Origin of the sequence: Ensifer sp. 1H6 (assembly GCF_001976035.1) — a bacterium.
In the GTDB taxonomy this organism is placed as follows: domain Bacteria; phylum Pseudomonadota; class Alphaproteobacteria; order Rhizobiales; family Rhizobiaceae; genus Ensifer; species Ensifer canadensis.
Window position 1 is genome coordinate 1 of the sequence record NZ_MOAI01000038.1, and the last position, 12,987, is coordinate 12,987.

The following is a 12,987-nucleotide window of genomic DNA, read 5'->3' on the forward strand; positions in this document are numbered from 1 at the left end:
CCTGGGCCGGCCTCACCAACGCCGACCTCGAGGCCGCCTGCGGCGTTGCGGGCGCCACCTTCTGCCACAACGGCCGCTTCATCGCCGCCGCCAAAACCCGCGAGGCGGCGCTGGCGATGGCGGAACTGGCGGTAACGGAGGCTGTCTCTGTCGCGCAAGGGCAAGCGACGGCTGCTCAGGTGGCGTGAGCCATCGAGTGACGATTGTGGTGCAGTCCGACCACTTGCTGCCATGGGCTTGTTGAGGAAGCGCTGCACCACTCGTCGGACTTGGCCGAAGTGACCAGAAACGGCCAAGCACTCTCTGTGTCCGGCATGCGGGATACGGCTTATGTGGGGAGAGAGTTCCCGCCCGCAGCCGGCTGATGGCACCAACCTATTCGCGAAGCGGCCGCAGTATCTGCCTGTCGTCGTCTTTGCCGGACTGGCTTTCTTTCTGGCGCTTTGCAATCATTACGTCCGCAGTCGGCCGATTTCGTTGAAAAACTCGATGGATTTCCGCCCATCCGCCCGTTTTGGTCTTTTGGGCGCGGGGTCATCGGTTATCTGCCCTGCGCCTTAGCGCAAGGTATCGATGTATGCCGCGCTCATGCGGCGATGGCGCGGTATAGCGACCTTTGCGGCCTGAGTTTCGCGAGCCTCCTGAGGTTTTGGGCGGTTGCTGCCAGCAAGAATTCGTCTCGCGCACCGCACGGTCCTCTTAGCCTCAAACGCGCCATCCGCAGAATGCGCTTGAGGTGGGCAAAGAGCATTTCTACCTTCTTGCGACGATGTCGGGACTGCACGTATTCAGGTGTGGTGGCAATAGCTCGGGCAACATCGCGGGCATCCTCGTTGAGATCACGCGGCACCTTGCGCATAGGCATGTTCGGGCAGCAGCGAAGCTTTAATTCGCACGGGTCGCAGTTCTTTTTGCTGGCGCGATAGAGTCGTGTTCCTTCGCTCGTGATCCCTGATCTGGGCGTTGCATAGGTTCGATGGAACTGCTTCAATTCCTTTCCCGCAGGGCAGACGTAGCGATCATTCTCGGCCTCCCAGGTGAAGTCCGAACGCGAGAAGGTCCCGTCCGTCCGGTTCGATTTGTCGAAGACAGGAATGTGCGGCGCGATCTTCTTCTCCTTGACCAGCCAGGCCAGATTGTCGGCAGAACCATAAGCGCTATCGGCTGCCAGATAGTCTGGCTTCAAGCCGAAGCGGTTCTCGGTCCTGTCGAGCATTGTGCGGGATGCTCCGACCTCTGCCTGGCGGATCGCACGTGTCGCCTCCACGTCCAGAATGACGCCATGATCGGTATCGATCAGATAGTTGGTGGCGTAGGCGAAGAAGGCATGGCCTTTGTGGGCACCCGTCCATTGCGCTGCTGGATCGGAAGGCGAGATGAACTTCGGCGTCACCGGCGATGCCGCACCGAAAGCGGCATCATCAAGAACTGCAAGGTATTCCTGGACCGAGCGGCTGGCATCGTCTTTGACTTCCCACTCCGCACCAGGCACAGAACGCTGCTTGTTGGCGTCTGCGGCGATCAGGCATCGACGGCAAACCCTTCCGCGCCCACCAGTCCCTGGGCAAGACAGCGTTCCACCACCGTCTCGAATAGGTGCCGCAGGATGTCGCTTTGCCGGAACCGGCCATGACGGTTCTTCGAGAAGCTGGAGTGATCCGGTACCTTGCCGTCCAGTCCGAGGCGGCAGAACCAACGATAGGCAAGGTTGAGGTGGACTTCCTCGCAAAGTCGCCGTTCCGAGCGGATACCCATCGAATAGCCGATGATCAGCATCCGCATCATCAGCTCAGGGGCAACCGAAGGACGACCTGTGTTGCTGTAGAACGGCTTCAACGGTGCTCGCACGCTGTCGAGGTCGAGATGGCGGTCTATCCCGCGCAGCAGATGGTCAGCAGGGACGTGATCTTTGAGGCAGAAGTCGTAGAAGAGCTGCGCCGGAGCCGCCTGACATCCCATCATTCACCTGATCCCCTGCAAATCACTCAGAGGATTGAATCACGCGTCCCAAGTACCGGCAATACCGAGTTTTTCAACAGTATCGGCCCGAAGCGGCCATTCCGGCAAGGTCCCGAGTCAGGCAATAAATCTGGCACGAGCGAGGAAACAAGCGTAGCTTCGGAAGCTAGAGTTCCCGCCCCTGACCAACGCAAGAGCGAGGCCTTCTCTACACCTTTGGGAGAGGTGGCTATGGAAGCAGTTCGCGCAGAACGGCGGCTGGTGGCAATTCTTGCCGTCGACATTGTCGGTTATTCGCGACTCATCGAAGCCGACGAGGCCCGGACCCTGGCTGCAATCAAGGCATGGCGTTCCGAAATCTTCGATCCCTTTATGGAAGATTATCACGGACGCATCGTGAAACTCATGGGCGATGGTGCGATCGTGGAATTTGGCTCCGTCGTCGACGCCGTGGCTTGCGCAGTCGCGTCACAAAGTAAGGTCGCTGCGTGCCAAGTGGATGTCCCAGTCCAGCGTCGACTTCTCCTCCGCATGGGCATCAATCTCGGAGATGTGGTTGTCGACGAGGATGATTTGCTGGGCGATGGCGTCAACGTCGCGGCTCGCCTTGAGCAGATGTGTGAGCCAGGGGGACTTTTCGTATCTGGCACTGCTTTCGATCACTTGCAGGGCAAGTTCGAATTGCCGCTGGAATTTATCGGCGAGCAGCATGTGAAGAATATCCAGCGGCCCGTCCGTGTCTACCGGGTGAGGTTCGAGGGAAATACTCGGCTGCGACGCTTCAACCTCAAAAGCTTTCGCCGTTGGAGAATCCCGGCTGCTTTGGCCTTCCTGCTCCTGATAAGCGTTCCAGCAGTTTGGCTGGCCCAAACGCGCGAAAGTGCTGACGCGGCGTCCGTTGCGCGGATGGCTTTTCCGCTACCCCAAACGCCCTCCATCGCCGTCCTGCCATTCGACAATCTCAGCTCTGATGCGGGGCAGAGCTATTTTGCCGACGGGATGACCGACGACTTGATCACCGAACTCTCAAAACTGTCTGGCATCTTCGTGATCGCGCGCAACTCGACCTTCACCTACAAGGGCAAGCCCACCAAAGTTCAGCAGGTGGCCGAGGAACTGGGCGTCCATTACATCCTGGAGGGCAGCGTACGTCGAGAGGGAAACCATGTTCGTGTCAATGCCCAGTTGATTGACGCGATCGACGGACATCACCTCTGGGCCGAGCGCTATGATGGGGAAATGAGCGGCGTGTTCGGGCTGCAGGACAGGGTGATCGGACAGATCGTTTCAACTCTTTCAGTGAAGCTGACGAGTGCCGAGCGAAGCGTGGCAGCGGTGCCGGAAACGACGAATCCGCAAGCCTACGATTCGCTGTTGCGGGGTTGGGATCATCTTCGCCGGGACAGCGAGGCCGAAACGGCCACGGCCTCCGACTTCTTCCAGAAGGCGATCGTACTCGATCCAAACTATAGCCGCGCCTATGCGTCACTGGCAGCAGCAAACTGGCGGACGAGCATCTTGTCCTGGGATTTTTACCGTCGGGAGACCGCTTCAAAGAACCTCATCAGAAATCTAGCAAAGGCTATGGAGAAGCCGACGCCGCTTGCCTATGCGATATCGGCGCAGGTGCTTGCGCAGCAGGGTCGCTATGACGAAGCATTCACTGCCATCGACCGGGCGATGAAGCTTGCGCCGAATGATCCTGACAACCATGTCGGCCTGGCGCGGATTCTCAACGCGAAGGGACGCGCAACTGAGGCGGAACAGCAGGCCCGCCTGGCGATGAGGTTCGATCCCCATCCCTCGCGTGCAACGCTGCGCATGCTCGCAGTCTCGTTCTTTTCCCAGGGAAAATATGTCGAAGCCGTCGACACCTTTGAACGCGTGATCGGCAAAAAGTCCGATCTCCGGGCAGATTACGCCACCCTGATAGCAAGCTACGGACATCTCGGGCGCACTGACGGCATTCAGACGCTGATCGACCAGTATAACACGCTGGCCATGTCCTTCTTGGGCGATCCGCTCACCGTCCAGGAAAGTGCTTATGATTGGTATGGTAGCGCATTCAGCTACCATAGGCCTTACATCACGCGCCTGCAGGAGGGACTCCGCAAGGCCGGATTGCCCGAGGGGGCTGGCACAGACCTCGCCCTTGACGACTACGTGAAGTTTATGGCGCTGACCAAGGGCGAACTCAGTGTCGACAGAACCATAAAAATCGATGTCACGGAAGCAAAGGCGCTGCTCGCACGCGGCGTGCCCTTCATCGATGTGCGTGCTTCGCTTAACTATGACAATGGCCATATCCCCAAGGCCATCAACCTATCCCTCGTCACCGGCCTATCAAAGGAAAGCCTTGCCATGGTGGGGGGAAAGGAAGGTGAGGTCGCCTTCTATTGTCAGGGCAAGAGTTGCACCTATGCCGCTTATGCTTCGGCCAAGGCGATCGCCTGGGGTTACACGCACATCTACTATTTTGCCGGCGGTTTTTTGGAGTGGGACGACGAGGGCTATCCACTTGTAATCGAGGTCAAGAGATAGATTGAGCAAGAGCCACATGAAACCATGTGGCCACCAAACGCAATCCGGATCATTGTGACCACCTTTGGCGCAATCCAGTCGTTCAATGTCTTGCAGAGATGACCTTCACACGTGTTGTGACCCGAACGGTTAGCTGCGCTACTTTCGCAAACAGTCTGTATGTCTTGAATGTGCCGAGCCAGGCACGCAAAGTGCTTCCCGGCCTCTCACTCCACCAGCCCCGCCTTGCGCAACCCTTCCACTCGACGCTCAAAATCATCCGGGTTGCGGAAGGGCAGGACGCGGCGGCGGCGGGGGATGGAGAAATTGGGGTTGAGTTCCAGCGCGCGGTTCCAGGCCTGGCGGCTTTGGTCCAGATGGCCGAGATGGCCGTGGCAGGAGGCGAGCAGGGCAAAGGCGGTTTCCGAATGCGGGTTTCGCATCAGTCGGGCCTCGATCGCCAGGATCGCCGTTTCGTAAGCGCCGAGCGAAAAGTGGGCGTCGGCGAGGAACTGTAAAAGCACTTCGGGATAGAGCGGGTCGAGCCGCATGGAGATGTCGAGTTCGTCGAGCGCTGCCTTCGGTTCGCCGGAGAAGATCAGCGCATGGGCGAGCGCCATGTGGAGCTGCACCGAGTTGGGCGCCAGCGCCAGCCCCAGATGCGCCTCGTCCCGCGCCCGGTCCAGCTCTCTCATCCACATGCAGGCGACGCTGAGCGCGCAGTGGCAGTCGGGCTGGTCGTCCGCCATCGCGACTGCCCGTTCGGCAAGCGCACGGCCGGTGCTCAGCGACTGCTCGGGATCGGCGCTCCAGTCGTTGATATAGTCGAGCACATGGGTGAAGGCGATGAGCGCATGGGCGGCGGCATAGTCGGGGTCGATGGCAACAGCGGCTTCGGCGAGGCTGCGTGCGGCAGCATTGGCGAGCAGCGTGTGCGCAGACGCCTGCTCGCGGCCGCGCAAGAGCAGCTCGTAGGCCTTGACGTCGACCGGGCGGCCGCCGGCAAGCGAGCTTTTGTCGCCGCCGGTCAACTGGACTTTCAGCGCAGTGACGATCTCCCGCGTCAGTTCGTCCTGCACCGCGAAGATATCGGTGAGATCGCGGTCGAAGCGATTGGCCCAGACGTGGCCGCCATCGTTGGCGTCGATCAATTGCGCGGTGACGCGCACGCGGTTGCCGGCCTTGCGCACGCTGCCTTCGAGCACGTAGCGCACGCCGAGCGCCTTGGCGACCTCAGGCACGGACACCGCCGCGTTCTTGTAGACGAAGGACGAGTTGCGGGCGATGACATGCAGCTCCGACAGCCGGGAAAGGTCGGTGATGATGTCCTCGCTGATACCGTCGGAGAAATATTCCTGCTCGGCATCGCCGCTCATGTTGTCGAAGGCGAGCACGGCGATCGAAGGCTTTTCCGGCAGGCGGTACGGGCTCGGCGGCTGCGCCTTTGCCGGCGTCGGGGCAGGGGCGGGGCCATTGGCCGCGCGGGCAACGCCGATCTCCAGCGCGTAGATCCGGATCGGCTCGACGATGTTCTTCAGCTGCGTGGCACCAAGGTCGGTTGCCGTAAGGTCCAGCCGCGCCTTGACCTGACGGTAGGCATCCTCGGAAAGGCAGATCGCGCCGGGGCGGGCGATGCCTTCCAGCCGCGAGGCGATGTTGACGCCGTCGCCCATCAGGTCGCCGTCGCTTTCCTCGACGACATCGCCGAGGTGGATGCCGATGCGGAACTCGATGCGCCGGTCCTCGGGCACGCCGGCGTTGCGCTCCAGCATGGCGCTCTGCACCTCGATGGCGCAGCGCACGGCATCGACGACGCTGCGGAACTCGATGAGGCTGCCATCGCCGGTGCGCTTGACGATGCGGCCGTTGTAGACGGCGATGGTGGGGTCGATCAGGTCGCTGCGCAGCGTGCGCAGCCGCGCCAGGATACGCTCCTCGTCGGCGCCGGCGAGCCGGCTGTACCCGACCACGTCGGCGACAAGGATGGCCGCAATTTTTCGCGTATCGCTCATGGCAGCTCCGACCTGATACCAACCTGCACCGATATTGACCTCCTGCGCCGGAGCGATTTTGTTCTCCGGCAAGAAGACAACCGGAGCCGGACCCAAGCGGTCCGGTAAGGATTGTCGACGCCATCAGCGGGCCAAAAGTGTCCGGCCCTTCGGGTGGGCCGCCTGTCGACCACCGGCCGCGTCGCAATCCTTAACCGATGCCAAGGCATCGCTCCGAGGTCTGCTCCTCGCCGGATGACCGCACACGGTCCCACGCAATCGGTCATATCAGCACAGACTGATATGACGCAGATTACCACAGCGGCAAGGCGGCCGCCTCTCGTCTCTCTACCTCATCTTTAGAAGTTGCCTATCGCACCAAAAGTGGCACACTTCCCGCCTTGTATGGCTGAAGCCAGCATATTCAAATGATGGGGTCTATCGTGACACTTGCAATCAACGACATCGCACCGGATTTCCAGGCGGAAACCACGGAAGGCAAGATCCAGTTTCACGACTGGATCGGCGATTCCTGGGCCGTGCTGTTCTCGCATCCGAAGGATTTCACGCCAGTCTGCACCACCGAGCTTGGCTACATGGCCAAGATCAAGCCGGAATTCGACCGGCGCGGGGTAAAGATCATCGGGCTCTCCGTCGATCCGCTCGACCGCCACGCCGGCTGGGTCAGCGACATCGCGGAAACGCAGGGAGCCACGCCGAACTTTCCGATGATCGCCGACGTCGACTACAACGTGTCGAAGCTCTACGGCATGCTGCCGGCGCCGGTATCGGGCGACCCGACGCAGCGCACCGCCGCCGATAACCAGACTGTGCGCAACGTCTTCGTCGTCGGGCCGGACAAGAAGGTCAAGCTGATCCTGATCTATCCGATGACCACCGGTCGCAACTTCGACGAGGTGCTGCGGGTGATCGATTCGCTGCAGCTGACGGCCAAGCACAAGGTGGCAACGCCGGTGAACTGGAAGAACGGCGAAGACGTGATCATCGCCGGCTCGGTCAGCGACGAGGAAGCCAAGCAGAAGTATCCGGAAGGCTGGCGCGCACCAAAACCCTATATCCGGATCGTGCCGCAGCCGAAGTAATCGCGGGAGGCGGCCTGCCGCGCCCGCGCCACTGCATGACGCCCTGGGCCGGAGCCGGTCTCGGCAAGGATCATGCAGCCGCTTCTTGAAGTACGAGACATCCCGCGGATGAGATTTGTCCCGCGGGATGCAGCGGGCTTGCACTAAAGCGCGTCGCGATCTCTAGGATTCGCTTGCTGCGCTTTACGCTCTTGTTTTTGCGCATGTCGTCATCGCAAAACCGCTGAGCACTTTTGCGCGACATGCTCTAGGGAGAAACCGATGATCTTCCGCCAACTCTTCGACAGTACGTCCGGCACCTATACCTACCTCATTGCCTCCAGGCAGGGGGGAGAGGCGCTGATCATCGACCCGGTTCTGGAAAAGGTCGACCGCTATCTGCAGCTGGTGCGCGAGCTTGACCTGAAACTGGTCAAGGCGGTCGACACGCATCTGCATGCCGACCACATCACCGGGCTCGGGGCGCTGCGCGATCGCACCCATTGCATCACCGTCATGGGCGAGCAAACGGCGGCCGATGTGGTTTCGATGCGGGTGGCCGAGGGCGACCGTGTTTCGATCGAGGGCCTCAGCCTCGACGTGCTCTACACGCCTGGCCATACGGACGACAGCTATTCGTTCCTGACGGGTGGGCGGGTGTTTACCGGCGACACGCTGCTCATCCGCGGCACGGGGCGCACGGATTTCCAGAACGGCGACCCGCGCCAGCAATATGATTCGATCTTCAACAAGCTCTTGAAGCTGCCCGACGACACCCTGGTCTATCCGGCCCACGACTATAAGGGCGACACGGTCTCGACCATCGGCGAGGAAAAGCGCTTCAATCCGCGCCTCAAGGTGCAATCGGTCGACGAATATGTCGACCTGATGAACAATCTCAACCTGCCGAACCCGAAGATGATGGATGTGGCAGTGCCGGCCAATATCCATGTCGGCCTGCATCAGGACGAGATCGCCGCCAAGGGCTGGGCGGTTTCGGCGGTGGAAGCCCTGGCGCTCAGGGGCCGTTCGGATGTCGCAATCGTCGATCTGCGCGAGAAGGCGGAGCGGGAAAAGCACGGCGCCATTCCCGGTGCGCTGCACGCACCCTATCCGGAACTGCGGGAAAACATCGGCGCTGGCGGCATGCTGCATGAACTGGCGCTTGCGACGGGCAAGCGCATCGTTTTTTATTGCGCCTTCGGCGAACGCTCGGCGATGGCGGTCCAGGCGGCGCAAGCCGCCGGACTGATCAGCGCCTGCCATATCGAGGGCGGCATCGATGCCTGGAAAAAGGCAAACGGGCCGCTGGTGCGCTAAGGCGCCGCGCGTCGAACATGACGCGCGAACGACGCTGTAACGCTTTAAAGTTACTGCATGATTTCTCCTTGGATCGGATCCGATCCAAGGGCTGATCCCTAGCCAGCTCGGAATGGCGGCCGGTCCGGGAATAGGTGAGATGTTCCCTGTTTGCTTGAGGGCGCTACGCCTTGCCCATGAACTGGGAGAGGGCGGCGAAGTCGTCATGCAGATGGCCCGATGCAATCGCCCGGCTGAAGATCGCGTCATAACCGTCGACTACGGTCCGATCGATGCTGCGCGCTTCCATCAGGTCCTTGAGATGCTGGAACGCGCCGTAATGCGGCGAGATCGACGACAGCGTTTCCGCGTCGCTGGCAAACCGTCCGGCACCGGTCCGCTTGATCAGGTCGGCGACCAGCCCTTCGACGACGGGCGCGGTCGCCTTCCATTGGCGTCCCAGTTCGCCAACGTCGATGTCTTCGGCTCGGCAGACGGCGATCGCGTGCAGCCCGCCGAAGAGCGCCCCCCACATCAGCGCGAGGAGGGCGCTATCGAGCGCGTTGGCGCGCCCCGGTTCGGTGCCGATGTGCTGGACATTGCCGCCGAGCGCGCGAAACACAGTCTCGTTGGCGGTGAAGGGTTCAAGCGCGCCCGATAGCAGGATCGTGCCCGCATCGGTGCCGATGAAGTCGGGCGTCGCCAGGATGGCGCCATCGATGTATTGGGCGCCATGGGTCGCGGCCCACCCGCTGGTTTCGCGCGCGCCCTCAGGCGTCCCCGAGGTCAACTCAACGATCAGCTTGCCTGCCAGGCCGGGCGCAACGTCGTTTGCGCGCAGCAACGCTGCGGTGGCGGCATAGTCGCTGACATTGACGATGACGATCTCGGACGCGTCAATCGCCTGGCGGACGGTCGGCGCTAAGGTGGCGCCGAGTGCCGTGAGCGGCTCGGCTTTCTCCCTTGTCCTGTTCCAGACCGTGGTGCGATACCCGGCCTGGAGCAGGGCGCGCGCCAGCGCCGATCCCATGCGTCCCGTTCCCAAAACACTCATTGATGGCTTCATTGCAAAACTCCATATCCGTTGGCGCGACGCTTTTGCCGTCGCTGGCCAGAGGTATGGTGGCGCCGGACGTGCGCAATACGCACCGGCCGGTAAGCGCTTACCGTGGGGTAAGTGCTTACTCCCCGGATAGTAAGGAGGATATCGTGAACCCGACCATGGAAAATTGCGGCTTTGCCACCGCACTCAAGGCGATCGAGGGCAAGTGGAAGGTCGATATCCTCTGCGAGCTTGGAAAGGCGGCGCGCCGGTTTGGCCGCCTACGCCAGTCCATCCCGGCGATCAGCGAAAAGATGCTGGCCCAGCCGCTGCGCGAGCTGGAGGCGGATGGACTGGTCGATCGTACGGTTTATTCGTCGCTGCCGGCAAAGGTTGTCTACTCCCTGACGGAGCGCGGCGCGGCGCTCAACGTTGCGGCCGCCGCCTTGTGTCGTTGGGGGGAAGAGGGCGGTCGGCATGGCAAGGGTTCAGTGGCCGTCGTCGACGATGCTGTGGTTGCCTGAGGCGGTTGGGGTGACCGGTGCGAACATTGGGCAGGGACAAGCTGAGCATGCCCCGCCGCTTCCGATGATTTTTTCGTGCCTGTTACCCTGGGAACACCTCCTGGCAGATCGCTCGGCTAATATCCAACACATGCAAGGCAAAGACCTTTGCCAAGAGCAATGCGAACCAACTGATCGCCTCCCAGTCAGCTGGTTCACGTGATCCCAACGAGCCTCCCCGTTGGTGATCCGCATCTGCCAAAGACCCGTCGCGTGCTGACCGCGGCGGGTCTTTTCTCGTTTGGCCGTGGCGTCGCGACAGATCACGCCTGAACGGCGCTGCGACGCTTGAAAGCTGCCGTGGATTGCTCCCTGAGCCAGATGCCAAACGAAGGAGCATGCCGTCGATGATGTCGCGGTGGCGGCAATGGGCCGCATGCCAACGCCTTGCTGCGGTTGCACTCTTGCTTGACACCCATTCTCATGCTGCCACGATCCGGCCGCCGGTTTCTGCCCCCGGTGCTGTCGACCACGGTTCCCAAGGAGAGTGTCATGAAGACGTGCCTGCGTGCTGCTGCCGCAATCGCTGCATTTGCTCTGGCCGGCGAGGCCGTTGCCGGCATTCCGCTGGTCAATGCTTCCTGCCCTGGCAATATCGAGGTGCACGCCGATGAGGGCGGGCCGATCTATATCAACGGCAAGGAAGGCAAGCTGAAGAAATTCAACGACAACTACTTCGAAGCCAAGGGCGGCGGGGTGACGATTTCGCTCAGCGTCAACCCGGACGGTTCGCCCGCCGTCTCCTATACTGGTAAGGGCGGAGCCAACGGCATCTGCACGATCAAGTAGGCGCATCTGCCGGCAGGCAGCGCCGCTCGCCGAGGAATGCATCGCGGGCGCGGACGCCACGCCCGGCCGACAAACCAACCCAGCCGCGTGCCCGGTCAAGGCTGCCATCGGCCGGGCGGGATGCGCGCAAGTTAGGCCATCGAAAATGGTGTACGGAGCCCTTACGTATTTCCGTAGTCGATCTTGCTCCTTGCTAAGAACACAATGTGCCTGTAAAGGGTCTGCCATCGATCTTGCTTGCTGAGCTTTGTTTTCTCGCCGACCGGCGTTCAAGCTGACCTTTCCTATCAAAATCGATCTTACTGCCTTGTCCGGCCCAAAGTCGGGAGGCGAACTTTTGATTGAAAGGAATTTCTTATGAATACTGGAACCGTAAAGTTCTTCAACACCACCAAGGGTTTTGGCTTCATCGCTCCGGACGACGGCGCAACCGACGTTTTCGTGCACGCTTCTGCTGTTGAACGCGCTGGCATGAGCTCGCTCGTTGAAGGCCAGAAGGTCCGTTTCGACATCGTTCGCGATGCACGTTCGGGCAAGAGCGCTGCCGACAACCTGTCGGCTGCGTAATCACCGATATTTCGTCTCTGGTCCTTGACCACGGATGTACTGGCACTGGCCATTGAGACGATATTGAGAAGGTCGGGATTTCCCGGCCTTTTTCTTTGGGCGCTTTTCAGCCCGCAAGACTGCGACGCGTGGCGATTGCCGTCGTCACAGACGACCGCGCCCTCGGGCTCGCCCGTCTGCCTGCGCCCTTGCCGTCGTGGCGCGTGTTCAAACAAATCCCGTTGCCACCGTTCACAAGAGGCGATGCCGCTCCAGCGTTTCGCGGCCGCGCCGCGATTTGACGGCGCTCTCGTTCGCACCCTTCTGCTCGTCGTCCGACAGGGTTTTTGGCTTGCGGAGAGACGGTTTTCGCGTCGGCGGCTTGGTGATGGGCACCATGGCCGGCGCGCCTTTCCACTGGAGCAGCTGTCTCAGTTTTCCGTAATAGGTCATGGCGGTTCCTCGGTTGGAGCATTTCCAGGAAAAGTGCGAAGCGGTTTTCCGTCCGGAAATGCGTAAAAACAAACAGATAGAGCGTTTCCGAAGCGATCTAGTGGCGGGGCATGCCCCACTCGATCGGCTCCAGGTTTTCCTCTTTGCTGACGCGGTCCTGGCCAAGTTCGTCGTTGCGAATTCTGTACTGGGGCTGGCTGTCGCGAACGGGCATGATGGCGGTGATGCGGTAGGTTTCCGCGGCAATCGGCGAGATATGGCTGCGATCCCTGAGACGGACCGATAATCCAACGGCGAAGCGATGTGCGGGCATTGGTTCTTGACCTCTTCAGGGTTGGGGTGCCGGGACGAAGGCATGCTTGGCGCGGTCGATAGCGATGATGCGATCGAGCTCATCCGGCGCGATTGCGACCATGCGCATGCGATGGTCATTGTCCGCGGTTGCCGGCACCTTGATGAAGGTGGCGACGCGATGATAGGCGAGCCACGAAATGCCTTCGATCAGTTCCTCGTCATCATCCACCTCATAGTCTCCAGCCGCGAGCACTCCTTCGACATCCGGCAATTGGAAGGGTTCACTGAAGTGGACGGTGCGGTGCTTGGTTCGGCTGAACATGACGTCTCCTTCTAAAGCGGGCCGCGATCTCCGAGGGGCGCTTATTGCGTTTCAAGCTCTTGTTTTTGCGCATGCCGTGATCGCAAAACCGCTACGCACTTTTGCGCAATGTGCTCTATCGCCGGCA

Annotated in this window: 12 protein-coding genes and 1 pseudogene; 7 read left to right on the forward strand and 6 right to left on the reverse strand. The window is 60.9% G+C overall.

What is annotated here, in order from left to right:
- On the forward strand, positions 1-188 hold a 188-nt coding region (locus tag BKP54_RS30200; protein WP_143347946.1), incomplete at its 5' end, for an MYG1 family protein.
- Positions 189-586: 398 nt separating this feature from the next.
- Here BKP54_RS30200 and BKP54_RS30205 read toward each other — a convergent pair.
- Positions 587-1,962, reverse strand: a pseudogene (locus tag BKP54_RS30205) (IS1182 family transposase).
- A gap of 228 nt (positions 1,963-2,190) precedes the next feature.
- Between BKP54_RS30205 and BKP54_RS30210 the strand changes: the two are divergent.
- Positions 2,191-4,500, forward strand: a complete 2,310-nt coding sequence (locus tag BKP54_RS30210; protein WP_025427580.1) for a rhodanese-like domain-containing protein — start codon at positions 2,191-2,193, stop codon at positions 4,498-4,500.
- A gap of 206 nt (positions 4,501-4,706) precedes the next feature.
- Here BKP54_RS30210 and BKP54_RS30215 read toward each other — a convergent pair whose 3' ends face one another.
- On the reverse strand, positions 4,707-6,491 hold the full coding sequence (locus tag BKP54_RS30215) for an adenylate/guanylate cyclase domain-containing protein (protein WP_057206253.1): 1,785 nt from the start codon (positions 6,489-6,491) through the stop codon (positions 4,707-4,709).
- Positions 6,492-6,913: 422 nt separating this feature from the next.
- Between BKP54_RS30215 and BKP54_RS30220 the strand changes: the two genes are divergently transcribed.
- On the forward strand, positions 6,914-7,573 hold the full coding sequence (locus BKP54_RS30220) for a peroxiredoxin (protein ID WP_025427578.1): 660 nt from the start codon (positions 6,914-6,916) through the stop codon (positions 7,571-7,573).
- Between the two features lie 261 nt (positions 7,574-7,834).
- Positions 7,835-8,872 carry an MBL fold metallo-hydrolase gene (locus BKP54_RS30225; RefSeq protein WP_025427577.1) on the forward strand — a complete coding sequence of 346 codons (1,038 nt, stop codon included), beginning with the start codon at positions 7,835-7,837 and terminating at the stop codon, positions 8,870-8,872.
- 163 nt (positions 8,873-9,035) lie between these two features.
- Here the strand turns inward: BKP54_RS30225 and BKP54_RS30230 are convergent, their stop codons facing one another.
- Positions 9,036-9,917, reverse strand: coding sequence for an NAD(P)-binding domain-containing protein (locus BKP54_RS30230; protein WP_057206190.1), 882 nt, complete (start codon positions 9,915-9,917; stop codon positions 9,036-9,038).
- A 143-nt stretch (positions 9,918-10,060) separates the two neighbouring features.
- On the opposite strand from BKP54_RS30230, the gene BKP54_RS30235 reads away from it, so the two are divergent.
- From BKP54_RS30235 to BKP54_RS30245, 3 genes are all read left to right on the forward strand, one after another.
- On the forward strand, positions 10,061-10,417 hold the full coding sequence (locus tag BKP54_RS30235) for a helix-turn-helix domain-containing protein (RefSeq protein ID WP_082523501.1): 357 nt from the start codon (positions 10,061-10,063) through the stop codon (positions 10,415-10,417).
- Positions 10,418-10,948: 531 nt separating this feature from the next.
- Positions 10,949-11,245, forward strand: coding sequence for a hypothetical protein (locus BKP54_RS30240; protein ID WP_025427574.1), 297 nt, complete (start codon positions 10,949-10,951; stop codon positions 11,243-11,245).
- 357 nt (positions 11,246-11,602) lie between these two features.
- On the forward strand, positions 11,603-11,812 hold the full coding sequence (locus BKP54_RS30245) for a cold-shock protein (protein ID WP_025427573.1): 210 nt from the start codon (positions 11,603-11,605) through the stop codon (positions 11,810-11,812).
- A gap of 231 nt (positions 11,813-12,043) precedes the next feature.
- Here BKP54_RS30245 and BKP54_RS30250 read toward each other — a convergent pair whose 3' ends face one another.
- The 3 genes from BKP54_RS30250 to BKP54_RS30260 form a co-directional block, all read right to left on the reverse strand.
- On the reverse strand, positions 12,044-12,244 hold the full coding sequence (locus BKP54_RS30250) for a hypothetical protein (RefSeq protein WP_025427572.1): 201 nt from the start codon (positions 12,242-12,244) through the stop codon (positions 12,044-12,046).
- 97 nt (positions 12,245-12,341) lie between these two features.
- On the reverse strand, positions 12,342-12,557 hold the full coding sequence (locus BKP54_RS30255) for a hypothetical protein (protein ID WP_025427571.1): 216 nt from the start codon (positions 12,555-12,557) through the stop codon (positions 12,342-12,344).
- Between the two features lie 15 nt (positions 12,558-12,572).
- The gene (locus BKP54_RS30260; RefSeq protein WP_025427570.1) at positions 12,573-12,860 is read right to left on the reverse strand and encodes a hypothetical protein; all 288 of its coding nucleotides are present in this window, start codon (positions 12,858-12,860) and stop codon (positions 12,573-12,575) included.
- Positions 12,861-12,987 lie beyond the last annotated feature (127 nt).

Bases quoted from the DNA above. Each gene is read 5' to 3' on its own strand.
- BKP54_RS30210 (WP_025427580.1), top strand. From the start codon at position 2,191: ATGGAAGCAGTTCGCGCAGAACGGCGGCTGGTGGCAATTCTTGCCGTC.
- BKP54_RS30215 (WP_057206253.1), bottom strand. From the start codon at position 6,491: ATGAGCGATACGCGAAAAATTGCGGCCATCCTTGTCGCCGACGTGGTC.
- BKP54_RS30225 (WP_025427577.1), top strand. From the start codon at position 7,835: ATGATCTTCCGCCAACTCTTCGACAGTACGTCCGGCACCTATACCTAC.
- BKP54_RS30230 (WP_057206190.1), bottom strand. From the start codon at position 9,917: ATGAAGCCATCAATGAGTGTTTTGGGAACGGGACGCATGGGATCGGCG.
- BKP54_RS30240 (WP_025427574.1), top strand. From the start codon at position 10,949: ATGAAGACGTGCCTGCGTGCTGCTGCCGCAATCGCTGCATTTGCTCTG.
- BKP54_RS30245 (WP_025427573.1), top strand. From the start codon at position 11,603: ATGAATACTGGAACCGTAAAGTTCTTCAACACCACCAAGGGTTTTGGC.
- BKP54_RS30250 (WP_025427572.1), bottom strand. From the start codon at position 12,244: ATGACCTATTACGGAAAACTGAGACAGCTGCTCCAGTGGAAAGGCGCG.
- BKP54_RS30255 (WP_025427571.1), bottom strand. From the start codon at position 12,557: ATGCCCGCACATCGCTTCGCCGTTGGATTATCGGTCCGTCTCAGGGAT.
- BKP54_RS30260 (WP_025427570.1), bottom strand. From the start codon at position 12,860: ATGTTCAGCCGAACCAAGCACCGCACCGTCCACTTCAGTGAACCCTTC.